This window comes from Acinetobacter sp. YH01009 (assembly GCF_013420765.1).
Lineage (GTDB): Bacteria > Pseudomonadota > Gammaproteobacteria > Pseudomonadales > Moraxellaceae > Acinetobacter > Acinetobacter amyesii.
Map to the genome: position 1 here is coordinate 186,323 of NZ_VOYE01000002.1, position 22,136 is coordinate 208,458.

The 22,136-nt window shown below is 42.6% G+C and carries 22 protein-coding genes; 14 read left to right on the forward strand and 8 right to left on the reverse strand.

Translation table 11 applies throughout. The annotated features are described in order from the left end of the window. Nucleotides 1–11 precede the first annotated feature (11 nt). The 4 genes from FTT76_RS03690 to FTT76_RS03705 all read left to right on the forward strand — a co-directional run bounded on the left by FTT76_RS03690 (nt 12) and on the right by FTT76_RS03705 (nt 5,044). Complete coding sequence (locus FTT76_RS03690) at nt 12–1,916, forward strand: ATP-binding cassette domain-containing protein (protein WP_180190051.1); 1,905 nt, start codon at nt 12–14, stop codon at nt 1,914–1,916. A 186-nt stretch (nt 1,917–2,102) separates the two neighbouring features. Beyond that, nucleotides 2,103–2,864, forward strand: a complete 762-nt coding sequence (locus tag FTT76_RS03695) for a 3-oxoacyl-ACP reductase (protein WP_180190052.1) — start codon at nt 2,103–2,105, stop codon at nt 2,862–2,864. A 99-nt stretch (nt 2,865–2,963) separates the two neighbouring features. Next, on the forward strand, nt 2,964–3,899 hold the full coding sequence (gene lpxL / locus FTT76_RS03700) for an LpxL/LpxP family Kdo(2)-lipid IV(A) lauroyl/palmitoleoyl acyltransferase (protein ID WP_180190053.1): 936 nt from the start codon (nt 2,964–2,966) through the stop codon (nt 3,897–3,899). A gap of 32 nt (nt 3,900–3,931) precedes the next feature. Further along, entirely contained in the window at nt 3,932–5,044 is a 1,113-nt protein-coding gene (locus FTT76_RS03705) for a glycosyltransferase family 4 protein (protein WP_180190054.1), read from the forward strand. 177 nt (nt 5,045–5,221) lie between these two features. On the opposite strand, the gene FTT76_RS03710 is transcribed toward FTT76_RS03705, so the two are convergent. Together FTT76_RS03710 and FTT76_RS03715 are read right to left on the reverse strand one after the other, a co-directional pair. Then, nucleotides 5,222–5,527: a hypothetical protein gene (locus tag FTT76_RS03710; RefSeq protein WP_257235016.1), complete on the reverse strand. Its 306-nt coding sequence runs from the start codon at nt 5,525–5,527 to the stop codon at nt 5,222–5,224. 371 nt (nt 5,528–5,898) lie between these two features. After that, complete coding sequence (locus FTT76_RS03715) at nt 5,899–7,026, reverse strand: endonuclease/exonuclease/phosphatase family protein (RefSeq protein ID WP_180190056.1); 1,128 nt, start codon at nt 7,024–7,026, stop codon at nt 5,899–5,901. A gap of 185 nt (nt 7,027–7,211) precedes the next feature. Here FTT76_RS03715 and asd point away from each other — a divergent pair, with 185 nt between their 5' ends. The 5 genes from asd (at nt 7,212) to truA (ending at nt 13,107) form a co-directional block, all read left to right on the forward strand. Then, nucleotides 7,212–8,330: an aspartate-semialdehyde dehydrogenase gene (gene asd / locus FTT76_RS03720; protein ID WP_180190057.1), complete on the forward strand. Its 1,119-nt coding sequence runs from the start codon at nt 7,212–7,214 to the stop codon at nt 8,328–8,330. Between the two features lie 143 nt (nt 8,331–8,473). Next, entirely contained in the window at nt 8,474–9,907 is a 1,434-nt protein-coding gene (locus FTT76_RS03725) for a hypothetical protein (RefSeq protein ID WP_180190058.1), read from the forward strand. Between the two features lie 75 nt (nt 9,908–9,982). Then, entirely contained in the window at nt 9,983–11,281 is a 1,299-nt protein-coding gene (locus tag FTT76_RS03730; protein WP_180190059.1) for a fimbrial protein FimV, read from the forward strand. A gap of 49 nt (nt 11,282–11,330) precedes the next feature. Next, the gene (locus FTT76_RS03735; protein WP_180190127.1) at nt 11,331–12,293 is read left to right on the forward strand and encodes an asparaginase domain-containing protein; all 963 of its coding nucleotides are present in this window, start codon (nt 11,331–11,333) and stop codon (nt 12,291–12,293) included. A gap of 16 nt (nt 12,294–12,309) precedes the next feature. Then, nucleotides 12,310–13,107 carry a tRNA pseudouridine(38-40) synthase TruA gene (truA, locus tag FTT76_RS03740; protein WP_078189716.1) on the forward strand — a complete coding sequence of 266 codons (798 nt, stop codon included), beginning with the start codon at nt 12,310–12,312 and terminating at the stop codon, nt 13,105–13,107. Between the two features lie 129 nt (nt 13,108–13,236). Here the strand turns inward: truA and FTT76_RS03745 are convergent, their stop codons facing one another. Further along, a complete protein-coding gene (locus FTT76_RS03745) occupies nt 13,237–14,244 on the reverse strand; it encodes an AraC family transcriptional regulator (protein WP_078189717.1) in 1,008 nt (335 codons plus the stop codon). A 231-nt stretch (nt 14,245–14,475) separates the two neighbouring features. Here FTT76_RS03745 and infA point away from each other — a divergent pair, with 231 nt between their 5' ends. The 3 genes from infA to FTT76_RS17600 all read left to right on the forward strand — a co-directional run bounded on the left by infA (nt 14,476) and on the right by FTT76_RS17600 (nt 15,619). Continuing rightward, entirely contained in the window at nt 14,476–14,697 is a 222-nt protein-coding gene (infA, locus tag FTT76_RS03750) for a translation initiation factor IF-1 (protein WP_001284370.1), read from the forward strand. Nucleotides 14,698–14,851: 154 nt separating this feature from the next. Further along, on the forward strand, nt 14,852–15,226 hold the full coding sequence (locus FTT76_RS03755; protein WP_180190060.1) for a hypothetical protein: 375 nt from the start codon (nt 14,852–14,854) through the stop codon (nt 15,224–15,226). Between the two features lie 114 nt (nt 15,227–15,340). After that, nucleotides 15,341–15,619 (forward strand): hypothetical protein, encoded by a 279-nt coding sequence (locus FTT76_RS17600; RefSeq protein WP_257235017.1) that lies wholly within the window; start codon nt 15,341–15,343, stop codon nt 15,617–15,619. A 244-nt stretch (nt 15,620–15,863) separates the two neighbouring features. Here the strand turns inward: FTT76_RS17600 and leuB are convergent, their stop codons facing one another. From leuB to leuC, 4 genes are all read right to left on the reverse strand, one after another. Next, complete coding sequence (gene leuB / locus FTT76_RS03765) at nt 15,864–16,943, reverse strand: 3-isopropylmalate dehydrogenase (protein WP_180190061.1); 1,080 nt, start codon at nt 16,941–16,943, stop codon at nt 15,864–15,866. Between the two features lie 41 nt (nt 16,944–16,984). Continuing rightward, the gene (locus FTT76_RS03770; RefSeq protein WP_168377913.1) at nt 16,985–17,548 is read right to left on the reverse strand and encodes a hypothetical protein; all 564 of its coding nucleotides are present in this window, start codon (nt 17,546–17,548) and stop codon (nt 16,985–16,987) included. Nucleotides 17,549–17,657: 109 nt separating this feature from the next. Further along, on the reverse strand, nt 17,658–18,308 hold the full coding sequence (gene leuD / locus FTT76_RS03775) for a 3-isopropylmalate dehydratase small subunit (protein ID WP_180062913.1): 651 nt from the start codon (nt 18,306–18,308) through the stop codon (nt 17,658–17,660). Nucleotides 18,309–18,407: 99 nt separating this feature from the next. Then, on the reverse strand, nt 18,408–19,856 hold the full coding sequence (gene leuC / locus FTT76_RS03780; RefSeq protein ID WP_180190062.1) for a 3-isopropylmalate dehydratase large subunit: 1,449 nt from the start codon (nt 19,854–19,856) through the stop codon (nt 18,408–18,410). Between the two features lie 356 nt (nt 19,857–20,212). Here leuC and FTT76_RS03785 point away from each other — a divergent pair, with 356 nt between their 5' ends. Beyond that, nucleotides 20,213–20,449 (forward strand): DUF2061 domain-containing protein, encoded by a 237-nt coding sequence (locus FTT76_RS03785; protein WP_078189723.1) that lies wholly within the window; start codon nt 20,213–20,215, stop codon nt 20,447–20,449. 129 nt (nt 20,450–20,578) lie between these two features. On the opposite strand, the gene FTT76_RS03790 is transcribed toward FTT76_RS03785, so the two are convergent. Beyond that, entirely contained in the window at nt 20,579–20,788 is a 210-nt protein-coding gene (locus FTT76_RS03790) for a hypothetical protein (protein WP_180024477.1), read from the reverse strand. A gap of 465 nt (nt 20,789–21,253) precedes the next feature. On the opposite strand from FTT76_RS03790, the gene FTT76_RS03795 reads away from it, so the two are divergent. Further along, nucleotides 21,254–22,117, forward strand: coding sequence for a LysR family transcriptional regulator (locus FTT76_RS03795; RefSeq protein WP_078189725.1), 864 nt, complete (start codon nt 21,254–21,256; stop codon nt 22,115–22,117). Nucleotides 22,118–22,136: the final 19 nt, after the last annotated feature.

Here is a 22,136-nt window from a genome sequence, read left to right on the forward strand (position 1 = left end):
CAGGAAACATTATGGCCTATATTACTTTAAGGGACGTCCAGCTTGCGTTTGGCGGACCTTCCCTACTCGACGGCGCGAACTTCAGTTTAGAGCGTGGCGAACGAGTGTGTCTAATCGGTCGTAATGGTGAAGGTAAGTCTACTTTACTTAAACTGATTGAGGGAACTTTATTGCCAGACGGCGGTGAAGTTTCATTGCAAAATGGCATTACGATTTCAATGCTTGCGCAAGATGTACCCATGGATTCGGGCAAAGTCGCTGATATTGTAGCCGATGGTGCTGGTGAAGCTGCAACTGTTCTACGTGCTTATCATGAAGCCAGCGAAGCCTGCGTACTCGGCGATATGGACGCCTGTGAGCGCATGGGTAACTTACAACATCAGATGGATCAAATGGATGGCTGGTCACTTGAAACCAAAGTGAATGCTATCCTCAGTAAAATGGGCCTAGACCCAGAAGCTGACCTTGCAGATTTGTCTGGTGGTCGTAAGCGTCGTGTTCTATTGGCACGTGCTCTCTTAACGCAGCCCGATGTATTGCTACTCGACGAACCAACCAACCATTTGGACGTTGAAAGTATTGAATGGCTCGAAAAATTCTTACTCGATCAAAACAACTTAACCTTGTTGTTTATTTCGCATGACCGTTCATTTGTCGACAGCATCGCAACCCGTATTGTGGAACTTGACCGCGGCATTTTGCGTAGCTATGAAGGCAACTATTCTCGTTACCTCGAACTCAAAGCTCAGCAAATGGAAGCGGAAGAAAAGCAAAATGCGCTATTCGATAAAAAACTCGCTGAAGAAGAAGTGTGGATTCGTCAGGGCATTAAAGCGCGTCGTACCCGTAACGAAGGTCGTGTTCGTGCTCTAAAAGCGTTGCGTGAAGAGTCTAAAGCACGTCGTTCACAACAAGGTAAAGTGAGCATGGCAACGCAAGATGCGCAGCGCTCAGGTAAAGTGGTCTTTGAAATTGAAAACTTAGCTGTGCAATTTGGCAACAGCGCACCAATCATCAAAGACTTCTCGGCACTGGTATTACGTGGTGACCGTATCGGCTTAGTCGGTGACAACGGTGTGGGTAAAACCACTCTTATCAAAGCTATTTTGGGTGAGCAAGAACATACTGGTACAGTAAAAACAGGTACACAGCTTGAAGTTGCTTACTTTGATCAGCTTCGAAATGCACTTGATCTTGAAAAATCAGTGAAAGATAACGTCTCTGAAGGCTCAGACCATGTCGATGTAAACGGTAGCCGTCGTCACATCTATAGTTATTTACAAGACTTTTTATTCTCTCCAGAACGCGCACGTACACCAGTTAAAGCACTGTCTGGGGGTGAGCGTAACCGTATTCTGTTGGCGAAACTGCTACTGAAACCATCGAACCTTATCGTGATGGACGAACCGACCAACGACTTGGATATGGTAACTCTTGAACTGTTAGAAGAAATGCTCAGCGCGTACAAAGGCACACTGTTACTGATTTCGCATGACCGTGCATTTATGGACAACGTGGTGACTTCAACTTGGGTCTTTGATGGTAAAGGTCAAATCGATGAATACATCGGCGGTTACCAAGACTATTTGGAACAGCGTCCTAACCAAACTGTCGTGGATCAAAAAAGCGATGTGAAAAAAGCCATGGCTAAAGCCGAAGCAGCGGCTGCCGCTGCGGTGCCTAAAAAAGTCAAGCTCAGCTATAAAGACCAACGTGCCCTAGAACAACTGCCGACTGAAATTGAAGCATTGGAACAAGAGCAAGCTGAATTGTCTGAAAAATTAGCTGACGGTTCTTGGTTCATGACTGACGCCGATGCTGCGACCAAAGCATCACAGCGTCTAGCTGAAATTGATGACGAAATGCTAGAAAAAATGGAACGTTTAGATGAGCTAGAAACGCTCGCTAAAGGCTAAATCTACAAATATTCCACACAGAAAAAGCCGTATTTCGATATGGCTTTTTTTATGTCATATGACTCGGCTGAATTATTAGATCGGATAACTCAGTTTCAAATTGGAGTATACAGCGTCTGTAAAGATGATTCCGCTAATGCGAAAAGCTTGCTATGGTGACGTTCAATATAAGATTGAGTCACGAGCATGCAAATTTCAGATCAAATTGTCTTGGTTACAGGAGGCGCACGTGGCCTCGGTTTGGCAATTAGCCAAACTTTAATAGCTGAAGGCGCACGCGTGGTCGTGAACTATCTATCCAGTCAAACTGCGGCAGAACAGTTGGCGACCGCATTTCCTCAGCAAGTGTTTGCCTATCAAGCAGATGTCACAGATAAAGCTCAAGTAGAACAGCTCTTTGCTGCAGCAAAAGCACATTTTGGTACCGCGATCACCTCTGTCGTAAATAATGCCCTCATCCATTTTCAATTTAATGGCGATGCCCGTCCTAAAATTGAAGAACTGACTGCACAGCACTTACAGCAACAATTCGATGGAGCCGTCGTCGCTGCACTCAACACCACGCAAGCAGCGCTTCCCAAGATGAAAGCACAGGGTTTTGGTCGCATTGTCAATATTGGTACCAACCTGGTACAAAACCCTGTCGTGCCTTACCACGACTACACTGCAGCAAAAGCGGCACTTTTGGCCTTCACTCGCACAGCGGCGCATGAGCTGGGTGAGTTTGGGATTAATGTGAATATGCTTTCAGGTGGCTTATTACAAAGCACCGATGCCAGTAAAGCGACGCCCGATGCCGTGTTTGATTTAATCGCAGCATCGACACCTTTACGCACAGTGACCACGCCTGAAGAATTTGCTGCGGCCATCATGATGTTCTTGTCCCCTTACTCACGTGCGGTCACCGGGCAGAATTTGATTGTCGATGGCGGTTTAGTCAAAGGTTAAGTCAAAGGTTAAGTCTGATGCAGCATGAGGTTGAACTTTCTCTTTCAATTCAGCTTCATGCTAAACTGAACCCTATTTTTTAATCTTTGATTTAGCCCTATGAGTCAAAAGCCAACATATCAACCCGGAAAATTCCAATGGTCTTTCTTACTTCCTCAGTATTGGGGAATTTGGATAGGGATTGTATTTCTTATGATTTTGGCGATTCTTCCGTGGGCAATTCAGTATCGACTTGGGCAATTCCTCGGTTCTGTCGCATTTAATAATCTTAAGTCACGTCGTAAAACCACGATTCGCAACTTGGAAGTTTGCTTTCCTGAATGGGCGTCAGAACAAGTTGAAGCCAATGCACGACAGGTTTTTATCGACCAAATGATAGGCATTTTTGAAACTTTAAATGCATGGTACAGCCCGCAGTGGTTCAAAAATCGGGTGCAAATTGAAGGCTTAGAGCATATTCAAAATGCACAAGCTGAAGATAAAGGTATATTGCTCCTCGGCACACATTCTACCCTGCTCGATGCAGGTGGCTATTTATGCGCACAGTTCTTTGAACCGGATGTGGTTTATCGTCCACAAAATAATCCACTGTTGGATATGTTGATTGTGCGTTGCCGTGCCACCATCTATGCCAACCAAATCGACCATGATGATATGCGTGGCTTGATTCGTAATCTGAAAAATGGCCATGCCATTTGGTACAGTCCCGATCAGGACTTTGGTTTAAAACAAGGGGTCATGGCACCATTTTTTGGTACTCCAGCAGCCACTGTTACTGCACATCGTCGCTTATTAAAAATTGCTAAAGCCGAGGCGATCCCGTTGTATTTTTATCGAGATGGCGACATCAGCAACCCTCAATATCATGTGCTGATTGAACCAGCTATAGACAATTTTCCGAGTGACGATGAAGTTTCGGATGCTGTACGAACCAATAAAATTATTGAAAATCAGCTGCGAATCGCACCGACGCAATACATGTGGTTCCATCGCCGCTTTAAAACCCGCCCACAAGGCTATGACAAAATCTATTGAGTTCAACTCAGCACATAAAAAAGAGAAATGCTATGAAAGTGATACAGCTTTTACCTGAATTGAACAGTGGTGGTGTCGAGCGAGGAACCTTAGAAATAGCTCGTGCTTTAGTGACCTCCGGTCATGAGTCCTTAGTGGTTTCAAATGGTGGCCGTATGGTGACTCAATTAGAAGCCGAAGGCTCAACTCATCTCACACTCGCAATCCATAAAAAAGCCTTATCAAGCTTATGGCAAATTCGTCCTCTACGTAAACTGATTGAGCAACATCAACCAGACATAGTGCATGTGCGCTCACGTGTCCCTGCGTGGCTCACGCATTTTGCCCTCAAAGGGATTCCAGCAAACAAGCGACCTCACCTGATTTCAACTGTACATGGCTTTTATTCGATAAATCGCTACAGTCAAATCATGACACAGGCTGAAAAAGTCATTGCGGTCTCGGATAGTGTTGTCAAATACATCACGGATAACTACAAAAACTGCCCTACCGAAGACATTGTGCGTATTTATCGTGGCATTGACCCTGCTGCTTTTCCACATGGCTATCAACCCTCAGCACAGTGGCTCAATCAAACCCTAAAAGACTTCCCTGAACTAGAAAATAAGCGTCTGATTTGCTTACCAGGCCGTATCACCCGTTTGAAAGGTCATGAAACCCTGATCCATTTAATGGAACAGCTACAAGCACAGTATCCCGACGTACATGCGGTGGTAGTCGGTGGTGCTGATCCGAAAAAAGCAGCTTATTTACAAGAAATGCAAGACAGCATTGCGGCGAAAGGACTGAGTGATCGGATTACTTTTGTCGGTCACCGTTCAGATATCCGTGAATGGTTAGCTTTTAGCGATTTGGTTTTATCTTTGTCGAGCCAAGCAGAAACCTTTGGACGGACTGTACTCGAAGCACTGTCTGTAGGTACACCTGTGATTGGCTGGAACCGTGGTGGCGTAGCTGAAATTTTATCGAATGTCTATTCGCAAGGTTTAGTCACTGTCGATGATGAAACACAATTACTCGACACTTTAAAGTTGCATTTAGACCAACCACAACACGTGCAGCCTATCAGTATGTTTAGTTTAAAAGAGATGTGTGACCAGACTTTGGAGTTGTATACGCAGGTGGTCTCTCAGCATTCAGCTTGATTGACTACACGCCATAGATCTTTGCTGTGCAGGATAACGCTCTGGAAATATTTTTAATTCAGCAACTAGATCTGCATCTAGAAAGGATATTGTGAAATGCACAATATCCTTTTTTATTATGAATGACTCAATGGTGATTCAACCCTACTATTTAGCCCTTCAATTTCGCGCTTCCACTTAGCCCTTCCACACACGGTATCGAGCCATTAACCAGAGGATTAGCGGCAGTAACAAGATATTCAAAATATGTTGCAAACTTTGCCCTATACGCCAAAAACCTCTATCTAAAATATCATGGCGTGCATTAAACAATTCCAATCCCACTGCGACGACCACAACGGTCCAAATCGCATAATGTGATTTCAATTGGCGGTGATGGCAAAAGGCCACAAAAAAGAACAGGATTAAGCCAAGGTAAATGGAAAGTGCATCCGTAGATAAGTGTGTAATCTGCAATATTTTCTGGTGCCATTCGGACAGCATAGAACGCCTCATACCTATATTTTTATTGGAAATTCATCGCTTTTTTCTTGGCACACTGTATAAAGAAATTGATCAAAAGAAAAGCAAAAATATCTATATCATAAAAGCAAAACCCGAGTTCTGCATCCTGCAAAACTCGGGTCTATGAGGTTGTGCTTTCACAAGTATTCTTTTTATTTTTTATTGGCTTTCCTTTCCTGCATCCGTTCCATGATGCTTCCATCGGCTTCGTCTTCCTTAGTGGGATGTTCCGTTCCCAGTTCCATGTGCCGATGAACAAAGAATAAGTCAATACACTTGACCTGACCATTCGTCAGAAGCCGAAAGCTGTGTAAGCTATTTCTTACACTTTTCTCTTAAATCAAACAAAATCAAGGTGCCTTCGTACCATCCTTATAATCATGGGCGATTTCATCAGTCACAATCTTCTCCTCTTCCTCAGCTTTTTCTATACCCTCCTGAATTGCCTCTTGCGCTTCTTGTTCATCTTCATCTGTTTGCTCTAATTCTTCTTGGATTTGCTCAAATACCCTGCCTGTTTGCAGCACCACATAGACTGGAAAATGGTCTGAACCGATATTGGGCAAGCGTTCCATATGTACCAATGCAAAATCTGTACTATGAAAAATATGGTCGAGCGACCAACGCAGCAGTGGATAATTGGCATGAAAGGTATTTACGAAATGACGTCCAACACGCGGGTCTAAAAGCCCACTGATTCGTTGAAAGAGTCGTGTAGTACGTGACCATGCCACATCATTCAGGTCCCCCATAACGATGCAACTTTCATCTAAATCTTTAATCTGATCGCCCACAATCAGCAATTCTGCATCGCGTAAAGTTGAATCTTTGGCTTCTGTTGGACTTGGCGGTTTGGGATGTAAACAATACAGTTGAACCTGATTTCCTGATGCTAAGGTGACTCGGGTATGGATCGAAGGAATTTCATCACTGAGAATAAATTTGACTTCAGTTTCACTAAGTTCTAACTTGCTATACAAATGCATCCCATACAAATTATCCAAAGGTACGGGTACGCGATAAGGATAATCAGCTTCAATCACTGCCAATTCATTTTGCCAAGTTTGATCGGTTTCTAGCGTGAGTACTAAGTCAGGTTGATGCTTTTGTATTTGTGCCAATAATAAGTGATATTGAGTATTCGGCGTAAGTACATTTGAGACAATGATTGAAATTTGTTTCTGTTTATCTAGCTGGTCTGATCGAACTTTTTTGACTTGTTTTTTCCACAGAAACGTATAAGGCAAAACCATTTTTAATTGATATGCCAAAGCAGCAATCAACCCAATTAAAATGATTTCACGCGCCAAGTCCCATTCAGCATTCCATAAAATTAAGCCTATGAAGGCAAAGATGCCCAAAGCCAAGATTTGCAGACGCGGAAAATCTGCACCACGAAACCACCATTCATCTCGTGGTATGAGTGACCAAAATGTCAACCAAATGACGAAGCCCGCCAGTATTTCAATCCAAATCATTACGCCTCCCTTATATTCTTTATTTTTTATTGATTCATAAATTTATATCAGTTTTGCATGTAACATAAACAAGATATATTGCACAATATTATTGGTGTTTTCATTATGTAGCGCTTGCAGTTATGCGCCCTTTTGGTACACTCGAACCCCCTTTTTATTTTTTTAACGCACCGAGGCAAAGTGACATGAAAGTAGGTCTGGTCGGTTGGCGCGGGATGGTTGGTTCCGTCCTTATGCAACGTATGGTTGAAGAAAACGATTTCGCTTATTTCGAACCGTTTTACTTTTCTACCAGTAATGCAGGTGGTGAAGCCCCTGCGTTTGGTGGTAAGACTGCCCCAGCACTTATGGATGCAACGGACATTGATAGTCTGAAGCAAATGGATGTCATTATCACCTGCCAAGGTGGCGATTATACGACTGAAGTTTTCCCTAAGCTTAAAGCAGAAAACTGGAATGGCTACTGGATCGATGCTGCATCGACTTTACGTATGGATGATGAAGCGATCATCGTACTTGACCCAGTAAATATGAACGTCATCAAAGACGGCTTAGTGAAAGGTACAAAAACATTCGTGGGCGGTAACTGTACCGTTTCACTTATGCTGATGGGTTTAGGCGGTCTATTCCAAAATAATTTAGTGGAATGGGCAACGTCTATGACGTATCAAGCGGCTTCTGGTGCAGGCGCGCAAAACATGCGTGAACTGATTTCAGGTATGGGCTACTTGTATAACAACACCAAAGACTTGCTGGATGACCCACGTTCACCAATTTTAGATATTGATTCTAAAATTGCACAGTTACAACGTGGCGAAGGTTTCCCATCTGCAAACTTCGGTGTGCCTTTAGCGGGTTCTCTCATTCCTTATATCGACAAACAGCTTGAAAGCGGTCAGTCGAAAGAAGAATGGAAAGGTCAAGTTGAAACCAACAAGATCTTAGGCAACCAGCAAATCGTTCCAATCGATGGACACTGTGTCCGTATTGGTGCGATGCGTTGTCACTCACAAGCATTGACTTTAAAACTTCGTAAAGATGTGCCACTAGATGAAATCGAAGATATCATCGCTAGTGCCAACGATTGGTCTAAAGTGGTGCCAAATACGCGTGAAGCTTCAATGACTGATCTGACTCCTGTTGCTGTAACTGGCACCTTGTCTGTTCCAGTTGGTCGTCTCCGTAAGCTCAACATGGGTAAAGAATACCTAGGTGCATTCACTGTAGGTGACCAATTGCTTTGGGGTGCTGCTGAACCTTTACGTCGTATGCTAAGAATTCTCATTGATTATAAAAATGCTTAAGCATTTTTAAGTCTCTGAACAGGAAGCCGATCACAATTGATCGGCTTTTTTATGTAACTGTCGTGTAAATATTTTACAATTCTTTGACAACTCGCTAATCTATAATTTTCGCCATGCGACATATATTCGAGCTAAAGATTAAGATGACCGTATATAACAAATTAAAGATCGCCATTTTAGCCGTTATTGCATCTCAAAACATTCAAGCGATCAGCATTGATCCTGTACAAGTCCAGTCAGCACCCGGGGAATTGCTGTACGCTGAGATTCATTTTCGCCACTCAAATACATCTGTGCCGCTCAGTGCAAGTTTAGCCACGGCAGAAGATTTGTTGAGTATGGGTACAGGGCATCAACCACCGGGGCATTTAAACTTCTTTACGCGTCGTGATGGTTCGGGCAATGGGGTAATTACCATTACCTCTTCGCGTCCAGTGACCGATGCAGAACTTAATTTTATTGTCAATATTAAAGAAGGGAATGCTTCACGCCTGCAACAAATTCGCACACCATTAAAACGCAATCCAGCGCCGTCGAATGCGAATCAAACACGTGCCAATGAGCGTGCTTTAGCACCTGTCGTTATTGTAAATGAAAAAGATATTGCCTTAAATTTACCTGTCAGCACACTGTATACCGCAAAAGCACCCGTAGCTGCAGAACAACCCCTATTACTCAGTACCAAAGCACCGCCAAAATTAGCACAATTAGCAACTTCAACGCCTGTTGCGATTGAACCTGTCACGCATGTACAAAATTATAGCGTTGCACCTGCGGAGCAAAATAGCGCAAATACTTCATCTGGTTCTGAAACATCAATTTCGCAAGTTACAAAAACCAATTCGACCGGCTCTGTCAGTTCAGAAATGCAAGCCACACAAACTGCAACAGCATCAACTGCAAGATCTAAAGACCCATTGGCACAAAAATTTGCTGCGGAGCAGGCAGCACAAAAACGTGAAAATCCAACAACGACAGCTCAAAAAGCATCTACACCAAAACCAACAAGTACCGCGGCTTCATCGACAGCAACACCAGCGGCAAAATATGTGGTTCGCTCAAATGAAAGCCTTTGGGGGATTGCCTCACGTATTGCGACAGAACAAAACCGCCCTGTTTCTGAAGTCATGCAACAAATTAAAAACAGCAACGAACATGCATTCATTCAAGGCGATGTAAACCGTCTGCGCCGTGGTGCTGCCTTAAATCTGCATGGTATGCAGCAAGCAAAACAGCCTGTAAAAGTCTCTGCTGCAGAACTTGCCAAAGTGCCTTCGAAGCAGTCAGGCAAAACCAAATACCGCTTGAATCAAGCTGAAATGAGTCTGGTGGCAGAGAAAGCGCAAGATTCGGCACAATCTTCTGCCAACAGCGCAGCAGAAAAGAATAAAACTTCGAAAGAGTTGTCATTAAAAGTTATGACATCTCGTGAAAAAACCGTTAAATTACAGAGAAACGTAACTGAATTAGAATTGGCGCTAAATCAAAAGGATCACAGAATTCAATTATTAAATGCTCGTCTTGCTCAACTGCAACAACAGTTGAAAGCTCAACAAGCAGATAAAAGAAGCCAATAAACTAAAACGTTACCAATCAAGATTTTATAGGGATGAGTGCAACTTTATATCGCTCTATCTCCAAGGGGTTAAAACATGCTGATTTATGTGATTCCATTAGTGATCTTAGTGATCGTATTGGTTTTTTTAAACAAACGCCAAAAAGATCAAGAATCAGATAAAGCCAAACCAACATCCACTAAAACCAAGAAAACGGGTGTTTCGGCCAAAGCGACTCCGAAGAAAACTCAAGTAGTTGAAAGCAGTGTCATTGAAAAAAAATCAATGACGCCATTAACGACCGATGCTCGTGGCAAAATTGAAAAATTAATTGCAGAACGTAATTTCTTTTCTGCTGAAGCACAAATCAATCAATCGTTAAAACGTGACAACTCACAACATGAGTTATATCTATATCTATTAGATATTCACATTTTACAAAAAGACGAATTTGCCATCAGCCAATTGCTAAGCCATATTCGTTCACTTGAACTCGATGAAATTTTAGAACAAGCTGAAGCAAAAAAAGTAGAATTTGAAAATTCTCAAAATGTGAAAGATGATGCCATTAACTTTGTATCACCGATCACTGAAGAGGCTCCATCAAAAGCTCAAAATACCTCTGATTTTGATGCTTTAATGCAAAGTTCAACTGCTGCACCTGTTGAGCCAAAAGCAGCTGAAATTAAACCTCTAGATTTTAATTTCACCACTGAAACGCCTGCAAAAGCAGACATTTCAGCCCCTGTTGAAAGTGCGCCTGCTGAAAAAATACAGCCGCTTGAATTTGATACGCTTTCAATTTCACCAGAGCTTGTACTTGAAGCAGCACCGAAAACCGAAGAGATTGCTCAGCCATCTCCTGCTGTTGAAGAAATCAAACCAATTGATTTTGCCCCAAGTACAGAAGCTGCTGTCGAAACCAAAACAGAAACTGTAGAAGAAAAAATCGAGCCTTTAGATTTTTCATTTACAACAAAAACACCGGTTGTAGAAGAAAACAAAGTTGAAGCTCCAGCCTTAAACTTTGACTTAGGTGCTTTTGAAACAGCAAAAACAGAAGAAGCCGTTGTCGCTCCTGCAACAGAGTTTAACTTAGAGTCTACGCCTGAAGAGAAACCTGCCGCACCTGCTTCAAGTGGTGTGAGTTTTGACATTAGCGGTTTAGCCACACCTTCAACCCCATCTGCTACAGACCAAAACGATCCATTGGTTCAATCTTTCCCCGAACTGGTTGAAGTCAATGAAATTGAATTGAATCTTGAGTTGGCAGCGCAATACATCAAACTGGGTGCTTATGACGCTGCACGTGAAATTTTGACTGAAAAAGAAGCTGAGTTTTCTTCAGCTCAACGTCAACAAGCAGATCAGTTACTGAATCAAATCGCATCTTAAGCAAAAGCGATTTAAACTAAAGCAGTCTTTCAAGGCTGCTTTTTTTATGATGAAAAAAATTGCTCTTATTTATATGGGTGGTACCTTCGGTTGTATCGGTGAACCGTTAAGCCCCATGCCAGCGAGTGCGTTTTTACCTAAATTACAGCATGTGCTGCCACTACACCTAAACATTGAATGTTTTGTTGCACCTGTCATTCGTGACAGTAGTGCTTGTACTGCACCCGACTGGCTGGCACTGATCCAACAAATTCAAAGTTTACAATTACAACAATTTCAGCATTTCGTAATTATTCATGGCACAGACACGCTTAGCTATGCCAGCGCAGTACTTGCACACTTTATGGCACAGTCTGCTCATATCGTGCTTACAGGCAGCCAATATCCGCTGTTTAATGTGGCTGGTGACAACACCCGTGAATTTACCGATGCCATCGACAATTTAAATTTTGCATTGGAATCGGTACATCAATCGAGTGTTGGGGTTTATTTGGCCTTTCATCATCAACTGATGCATGCTCAATCCGCATTAAAAGTACATACAACCGATCTGAAAGCCTTTGATGGGCTGCCAACCACACAGCCAATTTCAATGCTGACATCGCCGTATATTGTTCAAGCCAATGATTTAGACAAAGCAGCTCATTTCAATTGCCTGAATTGGATGTGGCAACCGATTGCAACCAAGCTACACAGTCAAAATTTAGCGGCCCTGCTTTCACACACGCCAGATGTTTTAATTCTGCAAGGTTTTGGCACAGGCAACATTGCCGTTGATGCTGAATTACTCAATGTATTGAAGGCTATACAACAAAAAAATTGCCAAATTATTTTAAGTACACAGGTTGTTCATGGCGGTATAGATCAGCGCTATGCTGTGAGTGACTGGGTCAAAGATAGTGGAATATTACTGAGTAATTGTTTGGGTCATGCAGATCTTTATGCTAAATGTTTGAAAATGTATTTACAATACAGCAGTGCCGCAGACTGGACTGCGCATTGGAACGATTAAGTCATTTGAGGTAACTATGCAACGTTTTGCGATTGGGATTGAGTTTTGTGGCATGCAATACAAGGGCTGGCAAACTCAGCAACCGGGCGTACCAAGCGTGCAAGAAACCATTGAAACCGTCCTCAGCAAAGTGGCCAATGAGCCAATCATGTTGCACGGCGCTGGCCGAACAGATGCCGGCGTCCATGCAACCAATATGGTGGCACATTTCGATACTCAGGCGATTCGTCCCATTCGTGGATGGTTAATGGGCAGCAATAGCCAATTACCCCGTGATATTTCCATCCAATGGATTAAGGAAATGGATCAGGACTTCCATGCCCGCTTTAAAGCGCAAGCACGTCGTTATCGCTATGTGGTCTATAACAATCCACAACGTCCAGCTTTATTACATAAGCAAGTGACCCATGTTTATGCCAAGCTAGATGTGCTGAAAATGCAACGTGCCGCGGCCAAATTTGAAGGCACTCATAATTTCGAAAGCTTCCGTGCCGCAGCCTGTCAGTCCAATCAGCCAGTTCGTCATGTCAGCCATTGTCGCTTGATCCAACACGGATGTTACTTGGTCCTAGATATTCAGGCCGATGGTTTTTTACATCACATGGTGCGTAACATCATGGGCTGTTTATTGGAAATTGGGCAAGGTATGTATGACGTTGACCATATTGACGACATTTTTGCGGCTGAAGACCGAAAAGCAGCTGGTGTCACCGCACCGCCCGATGGGCTGTATTTTATCCATGCAGACTATCCAGCACAGTTTGAACTTCCTCAAGTTCCGCTGGGACCTCATTGGTTAAATATGCCTGAATAAAAAATTCCTCCCAACCTCCCTTTCACAGAGGGATGAGTGTCATTTTCGCCATTGCTAGGTTCTAAAAATGAAAGTACCCCTTTCAAAGGGGGGATTCTGTTTAGGGAAGGATTTTATCGAAGATCAACCTTAACGCTGCTTCCGCTTACGGTATTCCACGGGCGTTTCATTGGTCCAGCGTTTAAATGCGCGATAGAACGTACTTGGCTCAGAAAAACCCGTTAAGTAAACAATGCGCTCCACACTTTCATTGGTATTGGCCAATAATTTTTTAGCCAAACGACAGCGATAGTCTGACAAAATTTGCTGAAAACTGGTATTGGCTTCTGACAACTGAGTCCGTAAACGACGTGGGGTAATGTTGAGCTGTGCAGCGACCGTTTCGAGTGTGGTTTCACCACTTTCAAGCGTTGAACCAATAGCACGGCGAACTTCACCAACCAAATCATAACGCGCCAACTCCTGAAGTTTTTCAATCGCTAACTGCTCATGCAATTGTAATAACTCAGGTTCTGCCTGCCACAATTGATACTCTAAAATAGCCGGATCAAAATATAATCGGGTTTCTTTCTGCCCTAAACTCACAGGGCATTCATAGACACGGAAATACTCATCATCTGGCGCGCCCTGACTAAAGTTAAAGTCGATATAAATTGGCTGAAAACGCCCTTCAGTAATAAACTTAAAGAAACGCAAAACACCCGACATCGCGCATTCAGAAAAATGACGATTCACGATATTTTCTGCCCAAGGCTGATGACCATTGGTCAAATAGCAGCGGTCATCTTCAATCACCAATTGCGCATGAAAGGCATCGCTAATGAGGCGTTGATACGCCAAAGCCCGCTTTAAACCTTCACCGAAATTCTCAGATGAAATGAATAAGTGTTCAATCACCTGCCCTCGATATAAAGGCAAATGCTCACCCAGATGCAAACCAATGTCAGGATCCTTACTGACCTCTTCTGCAGCCACCCAGAATGCAAATTGTGCATTCAATGGGGTACGGTCATTGGTTTCAACCTGATTTAATGCCACACCCGCTTTTGTTAAAATTTCTTCTGTTGGCAATCCGGCACGACGAATCGCTTGATACCCTAAACGCAACACAACAGATGCATCAGTTAGCTGACCCACTCCAGAACCTTCCTTGTATGTACTTCATTTATACCTAAAAAGATTGATTTTAGATTAACTGCGATTGACCAAACTGACAACAGTTACTGCACATTTTTTGTTGAAAATATTTAACTGAATTGTTCGCTTATTTTACTGACAGTCGATCAGTTCAAAGCCTTTTACGGCTTGTATTCTGAAAAAAAATTGACTATAATTTGCGCCTTGCTAATTTATTCATTCAGGTAGGCTATGGCCAATAAAGAGGAACTCATCGAGTTCGAAGGCGTTGTCACCGAGACGCTTCCTAATACTATGTTCCGTGTACGTTTAGAAAACGGTCATGAAGTGATTGCTCACATCTCTGGCAAAATGCGTAAACACTATATCCGTATTTTGACTGGCGACAGTGTTAAAGTAGAAATGACACCTTATGATTTGACTAAGGGTCGTATCACTTACCGTGCGCGCTAAGTTTTAGCGAAGCGAAAAAGCCACTTTATCAGTGGCTTTTTTTTGTATCTATTTCAATGCAATGATAAAAATTGACTGCAAATTTGCTTTCCTTTACAGTCTAAAAACATAAAAATTCGATTATAAAATTCAAAATATAAGGACATAAAATCATATGAAACATCTAGGATTAGTCGGTGCTATCTTTTGTGTTGCTTGCGCCACGACAGGCCAAAAGCAACTCAATCAATCCCTACAACACTATATTGGACAGCCAGCTGATCAAGTTCGTAAAGAGCTCAACTTGAGTCAATTGGGCTATAAAGTGATGGGAGCACCCGTACAAAGCAATGAAAAACTTAGCTATACCATTTTACGCTCGATGCCAATCCCGATTGGTACACCAAATATCGGCACCAGTATAGCCATGGGCGCCCCTATCCCAACGCCGTCTAAAGGTGGTGTCACTGTCGATATGGAATGTAAAATCGAGTTCAAATTACGCAATCAAATAGTTGAATCCATTGAATATGTTGGCAGAGCTTGTTGATCCTGCATGAGAATACTAGAGGCTAATCTTGCTCGGATGACCGTGTATCAAATGACTACAGTGTTATACAGACCGATCTGACTAAACTGTATTTATTTCGTGAGGAACTGACCCATGAAATTTATTTTAGAACATCAGGTTTACGAAGATCAGCGTTTTATTCACCCGATACTGAGCATGGGATGCGTTCTAAGCATTGTGTTATTGGCTGGCTGTACCACGACTTCAACTCTCTCATCCGTTGAACGTGAACGCTATTTAGCCTCATTTATTGGTCAATCGAGCCAAACGATTCAAGCAGAACTCGACCTCAGCAAACTGGGCTATCAAAGGACTTCTCCCGTGGAGGTCAGTTCGGACTATCTCCTTTTATCGTGTCGCACGCCCGATTAGTATTCCTTTACCGATGGCGGAAAATCCTGCGATGGGCATGGGCAGCGGTGCTGCTGTGCCGATTCCTAGTGGAAATACACGCTATGAGGTGGAGTTAAACTGCCTTATTCAATTTCGCATAAAGCATAATATTGCAACTGATGTCCGATTAACTGGTCGCACCTGTTAGGGCATCAACTCTAGGGTTTATAATTTCTAGGCACAAAAAAACGCAGCATAAACGCTGCGTTTTTTTGATTCAACATTAGTTCAATGCAGAAACTACAGCTTGACCCATTTCAACTGTACCGACTTGTAAACTGCCTTCTGACATGATGTCACCTGTACGTAAGCCTTGATCTAGGACGTTACCTACTGCATCTTCAATTGCTTTTGCCGCCGCTTCTTCACGGAAGGTATAACGTAGCATCATAGCAACAGACAGAATTGTAGCTAATGGGTTCGCAATGTTTTGACCTGCGATATCTGGCGCTGAACCGTGGCAAGGTTCATACATGCCTTTACCATTTTCATCTAAAGAAGCCGATGGCAACATGCCGATAGAACCGGTTAACATCGCTGCTTCATCAGACAAGATATCGCCGAACAAGTTACCAGTCACGATCACATCAAATTGTTTTGGCGCACGAACCAATTGCATTGCAGCATTGTCAACATACATATGAGACAAGTTAATTTCAGGATATTGCTCTTCTTTTAACGCAGTTACAGTTTGTTTCCAAAGCTCAGTCACTTCTAGTACATTGGCTTTATCCACTGAACACACTTTACCACCACGTAAGTTCGCCATTTCAAAAGCAACTTTGGCAATACGCTTGATTTCAGATTCTGCATATACGTCAGTATTGAAACCTTGTTTTTCGCCGTTTTCGAGTTCACGAATACCACGTGGTTGACCAAAATAGATCCCGCCAGTTAACTCACGTACGATCAAGATATCCAAACCTGCTACGATTTCAGGTTTTAAGCTCGACGCATCTGCAAGCTGCGGATAAAGAATTGCTGGACGTAAATTAGCAAATAAATTTAATTCTGAACGAATTTTTAATAGGCCACGTTCTGGACGAATTGAACGCTCAATGGTATCCCACTTAGGACCACCCACTGCACCCAATAAAATCGCATCAGCAGTCTTCGCTTGTGCTGCTGTTACTTCTGGATAAGGTGAACCGTGCGCGTCAATCGCTGCACCACCTAAAAGACCTTGTTCCCAAGTCAAACCTAAGTTGAATTTCTCGTTTACACGTGTCAGCACTTGTTCAGCCGCTTTCACGATTTCAGGACCAATACCATCACCTGGTAAAATCAAAATATGTTTTGACATGAGTCTTTCCATTTATACGCTGGCTTGATTACCAGTCAGATTTAAAGTTTCTTTTCTACAAACTCACCAAGTCCTGTGAGGACATTGTAGGGTCGGCAGAAACGTCGAATCGTTTTTGCACCTTGCTTTAAGTCTACACAGAGCGGATCAGGCGCAGATTTATCCAGTAAACTGCCTGTGTTTTTTGAACGCTCTCGGTACATTTTAAAGGTGTACTCGTGTTTGGACCTAAAGTTGTGAATGACATGCAAGCGCTCTGCTTTTTCCTGAGAAATTGGATAATAGCGAATCACGACTTCATGCTGACCTGAAGGTACAGACAAATACAAAGGATTAGGCTCAGACAATGAACGACCATTCAACCGTACAATGCCTGCTTTAATCGCAGCACGTTGTACATGTTGATTATTTGGATCAACCACTTGTATTTGATCAAAACGCTCAAATTCACAATGCGCTGTACCTGCACAGTAAATCAGAGCATTATTTTTTGTACTTTCAGTTTCTTTCACATTTTTAATGCGTGCCGTGTCAAAGCTTTGACAGGCAGAGAGCGTTGCGAACAGCGCTCCCGTTACAACCAGCTGACCGAAGAACTTTTTCATTTTTCGAACCCAACCTGATAAATTCTGGCTAACGTATAAATTTTGTTTCGCCTGATATTAGCAAGACTTAAGCCGACTGACTACTAAGAAGTTCTACAATGACACTGACTTAAGCTTTAATGTCTGCAAATACCCAAGGGCGAGATGCTTTGGTTTTTTCTTCATAAGCGCGAATATCATCGGCTGCTTGTAAGGTTAAACCGATATCATCCAAGCCATTCAATAGGCAGTGTTTACGGAATGGATCGACTTCAAATGTAAATGCTTCACCACTCGGTGTACGTACTTCTTGCGCAGCCAAATCAATGGTTAATTGATAGCCTTCAGATGCAGCACATTCTTTAAATAACTGATCGACGATCTCTTCAGACAAGATCACTGGCAACATGCCATTTTTAAAGCTGTTATTAAAGAAAATATCCGCATAGCTTGGTGCAATGACAGTACGGAAACCATATTCTTCTAATGCCCAAGGCGCATGCTCACGGCTCGAACCACAACCAAAGTTTGCACGAGAGATCAAAATCGACGCACCTTGATAACGCGGTTTGTTCAATTCGAAATCGGGGTTAATCGGACGTTTTGAAATGTCCTGACCTAAATAGCCTTCATCCAAATAGCGCAACTCATCAAATAAGTTGGCACCAAAGCCTGTACGCTTAATAGATTTCAAAAATTGTTTTGGAATAATTAAATCTGTATCCACATTGGCACGGTCTAATGGTGCAACGATACCTTGTTCAACGGTATATTTTTTCATGTTTATTTCTCACTGAATCCGTGACCTCTCCCTAACCCTCTCCTAAAAGGAGAGGGAACTCCCTCTCCCTGAGGGAGAAGGTTGGGATGAGGGCTTAAACTAGAATGTACGCACATCCACAAAGTGACCTGCAATTGCCGCAGCTGCTGCCATTGCTGGACTTACCAAATGCGTGCGACCACCATTACCTTGACGACCTTCAAAGTTACGGTTAGACGTCGATGCACAGTGCTCACCCGGTTGCAATTTGTCGGCATTCATTGCCAAACACATTGAGCAACCCGGCTCACGCCATTCAAAGCCTGCTTCAATTAAGATTTTATCTAAGCCTTCTGCTTCTGCTTGTGCTTTGACTAAACCTGAACCCGGTACCACCATGGCTTGCTTAATCGATGCCGCCACTTTTTTACCTTTGACCACTTCAGCCGCTGCACGAATATCTTCGATGCGTGAGTTGGTACATGAACCAATAAATACACGGTCTAATTGAATATCAGCCAATGCCTGACCCGCTTCTAAGCCCATGTAGTTGTATGCACGTGTCCAGTCATTACGCTGTACGTCATCTTTAGCTTGTTCTAAAGTTGGCACTGCTTGAGATACAGGAATCACCATCTCAGGAGAAGTCCCCCAAGACACTTGTGGCTCAATCTCTTCACCTTGCAACACCACAACAGTATCAAAATGCGCGCCTTCATCAGACACTAAAGTCTTCCAATATTCTACTGCAGCATCCCACTGTTCGCCCTTCGGTGCATATGGACGGTCTTTTACATAGGCAATGGTTTTGTCATCGACAGCCACCATACCCACGCGCGCGCCACCTTCGATCGCCATGTTACACACCGTCATACGACCTTCGATCGACATATCACGGAATACTTGACCACCAAACTCAATTGCGTGACCTGTACCACCTGCCGTACCGATTTTACCGATAATTGCTAAAACCACGTCTTTAGGAGTTACGCCTTGACCCAAGTGACCGTCAACACGCACCAACATGTTCTTCATTTTCTTTTGAACTAAGCATTGAGTCGCCAACACGTGTTCAACTTCAGATGTGCCAATACCATGAGCCAAGCAACCAAAAGCACCATGCGTTGCAGTATGTGAGTCACCACACACCACGGTCATACCTGGCAAGGTTAAACCTTGTTCTGGCCCAACCACATGCGCAATCCCTTGGCGTACATCGTTAATATCAAACTGGGCCACATCAAAAGTTTTACAGTTGTCATCTAAAGTTTGCACTTGGATACGTGAGGTATCATCTTCAATACCCGCAATACCTTCAGCACGCTCCTTTGTAGAAGTAGGTACGTTATGGTCTGGCGTTGCCACGTTAGCGCTTAAACGCCATGGTTTACGACCTGCAAGTTGTAGCCCTTCAAAAGCTTGTGGAGAAGTCACTTCATGCAATAAATGACGGTCGATATACAATAATGAAGAGCCATCATCTCGTTGTTTTACTAGATGGTCATCCCACAATTTGTCATACAAGGTTTTTTTTGTTTGGGTTTCCGCTTTTTGGGTTTCGCCTGCCATGTCGATTTGCTCCACTGGACTGGGTAAATTCTTTCGTTAAATCGATTATAACCACGTATTCACATAAATCTAATTTATCATTTTTATTAGTTTAAAAACTTATAGGAATGATATTTAACTGCTGATTTCCGCTGCATTTTAATCACCATTGATGCGTTCAAAACACGCTCACTTCAATACTTTCAGCAGATGAAACTTTAGAATTTTCTCCGACTTTTTGTTCACTTTCTGCCATTTTTAAGCAGTGATTTAGAAATTCAATGATCATAAATTGAATTTTCTCTTTTACATTGCAAATAAGAATCATTATTATTAACTCCTTGCCAAGATTTATCAATTTAACAAGGAGCATTCTCATGGCACACATTAACAAGTTCGTCGAAAATAATCAGCGCATGTTCAAAAAAACCTTGAGCTATTACATTATGCATATCACGGTTGCGATGTTGGTTGGTTATTACGTGACAGGCAGTATTGCAATGGCTATTACCTTAAGTTTACTTGAACCAACTGTTCAAGCGGTTGCCTTTTTCTTCCACGAAAAAGCATGGGAAAAGAAAGATAAAGCAGCAGAGGAAAATATCCCCGCTTAATCCAACCCTGCTCCTTGTAAAAAAACCACCATCACGGTGGTTTTTTTAATGACCTTAAAACGTTCTTTGACTCCATCCACTTTAACTTTCCATCGATTTCATCCTATAGATTCAATTGTAGACAGAACATCAAAGCTTGGTTTTTTGCTGTAAAGCCAGTTGATCATGTGCCTCAACCAATTGTTCTATCGCAAGAATCAGTTTGTTTTTTGCCGCATTACACTCGGCAGCTGCACGGTTTTCGTCGTCTTCATCATCTGCGATTTCATATATCGCACAGCGCTTTTCGACTGTCCCTTCAAAAATATCCAATAAATTTTTAATGTGTTTAATATCCATCGCCTTCTCCCTGTGAGGTACAGCATCGCTAATCGATGCCGCCCTGACTGTACCTGTTGCTTTAATTATTCAATGAAAAGTATATTCCCCAAGCCATCAAAACTTGAGTTCATTTTTTTTTAGTTCAATGCTGAGTTAACAAGAAACGCCATCGCTCCTTTTCAAGTCAAACGGTTGAAGTACTTTCCAGCCCTGTATTTTTATATTATGCATAACTCTGGTTTCGGTTTAAAAAACAACTTTGTAACAACGCATTTGAGCTGAAAACGTCACAGTCCAACCTTAAATCATGCAGCGACCAAGTACTCGAATAACGCTATGGAACTAAGAAAATTCCCTCAGATTTAAAGCGTCATCTGGCTTGAACGCCTAGTTTTAAATCAAAAGATACAACTTTTCCTTTGATTTATTCTTAAAATATTATAACAATGAGACTACGCATAAAAATTCTTTATAGGAATGAAGATGAATCTCGCAGCCTTTGAAGCCTTTGTAAAAGTCATGGAAACTGGTTCGATCTCTTTGGCAGCAGATCAGCTCTTCATTACGCAACCTGCTGTGACCAAACGTATTCACAGTTTAGAAGAATACTTCGGTGTCAAACTTTTTGAATCGGCGGGTCGTGGTGTTCAAGCGACGCATGCAGCAAACTCTCTCTTGCCAAAAGTAAAAAGCTGGCTGAATGAGTTGGGCGATATTCACCATACGCTCAGCCATGAGCAAGGTCAGGTTCAAGGTAAACTGAAAATTGGCACTAGCCATCATATCGGCTTACACCATTTACCGGCGCATTTGCGTCAATATGTACAACAGTTTCCAGAAGTGACCTTAGATGTACACTTTGTTGATTCTGAACAAGCCCATGAGCAAGTTTTGGCAGGTGACTTAGAGTTGGCATTTTTGACTTTACCACCACAAGGTGACAGCCGTTTAAAATACATCACGACATGGAATGATCCACTGGTATTCGTGGTTGCGCCTTTCCATCCTTTGGCGCAAGTCGAACATTTGACCTTAGAGGATTTGATCCAATACCCAAGTCTTTTACCTGCAGCGCAAACCTATACCAGTCAAATTACCTTGGCTGAGTTTGAAAAGTATGGACTCAAGCCAAAAGTTACCATGAGCAATAACTCACTTGAGTCGATTCGTATGTTGGTTTCCATTGGTCTCGGTTGGTCTGTCCTTCCTAAAACCTTATTGAACCAAGATTTAAAACAATTGAATTTACCTTCAAACATGAATCGTCAATTGGGCATGGTATGGCACCCAGGCCGTACTCAGTCACTTGCTGCACAAAAGCTGGTTGAATTGATGAAACACATCTAATTGAATTTTTACCTACAAA

Bases quoted from the DNA above. Each gene is read 5' to 3' on its own strand.
- FTT76_RS17600 (WP_257235017.1), top strand. From the start codon at position 15,341: ATGAAATTTATTTTAGAACATCAGGTTTACGAAGATCAGCGTTTTATT.
- truA (WP_078189716.1), top strand. From the start codon at position 12,310: ATGCAACGTTTTGCGATTGGGATTGAGTTTTGTGGCATGCAATACAAG.
- FTT76_RS03710 (WP_257235016.1), bottom strand. From the start codon at position 5,527: ATGCTGTCCGAATGGCACCAGAAAATATTGCAGATTACACACTTATCT.
- leuB (WP_180190061.1), bottom strand. From the start codon at position 16,943: ATGTCAAAACATATTTTGATTTTACCAGGTGATGGTATTGGTCCTGAA.
- lpxL (WP_180190053.1), top strand. From the start codon at position 2,964: ATGAGTCAAAAGCCAACATATCAACCCGGAAAATTCCAATGGTCTTTC.
- leuD (WP_180062913.1), bottom strand. From the start codon at position 18,308: ATGAAAAAATATACCGTTGAACAAGGTATCGTTGCACCATTAGACCGT.
- FTT76_RS03705 (WP_180190054.1), top strand. From the start codon at position 3,932: ATGAAAGTGATACAGCTTTTACCTGAATTGAACAGTGGTGGTGTCGAG.
- FTT76_RS03735 (WP_180190127.1), top strand. From the start codon at position 11,331: ATGAAAAAAATTGCTCTTATTTATATGGGTGGTACCTTCGGTTGTATC.
- FTT76_RS03730 (WP_180190059.1), top strand. From the start codon at position 9,983: ATGCTGATTTATGTGATTCCATTAGTGATCTTAGTGATCGTATTGGTT.
- FTT76_RS03770 (WP_168377913.1), bottom strand. From the start codon at position 17,548: ATGAAAAAGTTCTTCGGTCAGCTGGTTGTAACGGGAGCGCTGTTCGCA.
- FTT76_RS03695 (WP_180190052.1), top strand. From the start codon at position 2,103: ATGCAAATTTCAGATCAAATTGTCTTGGTTACAGGAGGCGCACGTGGC.
- FTT76_RS03725 (WP_180190058.1), top strand. From the start codon at position 8,474: ATGACCGTATATAACAAATTAAAGATCGCCATTTTAGCCGTTATTGCA.
- asd (WP_180190057.1), top strand. From the start codon at position 7,212: ATGAAAGTAGGTCTGGTCGGTTGGCGCGGGATGGTTGGTTCCGTCCTT.
- leuC (WP_180190062.1), bottom strand. From the start codon at position 19,856: ATGGCAGGCGAAACCCAAAAAGCGGAAACCCAAACAAAAAAAACCTTG.
- FTT76_RS03715 (WP_180190056.1), bottom strand. From the start codon at position 7,026: ATGATTTGGATTGAAATACTGGCGGGCTTCGTCATTTGGTTGACATTT.
- FTT76_RS03795 (WP_078189725.1), top strand. From the start codon at position 21,254: ATGAATCTCGCAGCCTTTGAAGCCTTTGTAAAAGTCATGGAAACTGGT.
- FTT76_RS03785 (WP_078189723.1), top strand. From the start codon at position 20,213: ATGGCACACATTAACAAGTTCGTCGAAAATAATCAGCGCATGTTCAAA.
- FTT76_RS03790 (WP_180024477.1), bottom strand. From the start codon at position 20,788: ATGGATATTAAACACATTAAAAATTTATTGGATATTTTTGAAGGGACA.
- FTT76_RS03690 (WP_180190051.1), top strand. From the start codon at position 12: ATGGCCTATATTACTTTAAGGGACGTCCAGCTTGCGTTTGGCGGACCT.
- infA (WP_001284370.1), top strand. From the start codon at position 14,476: ATGGCCAATAAAGAGGAACTCATCGAGTTCGAAGGCGTTGTCACCGAG.
- FTT76_RS03755 (WP_180190060.1), top strand. From the start codon at position 14,852: ATGAAACATCTAGGATTAGTCGGTGCTATCTTTTGTGTTGCTTGCGCC.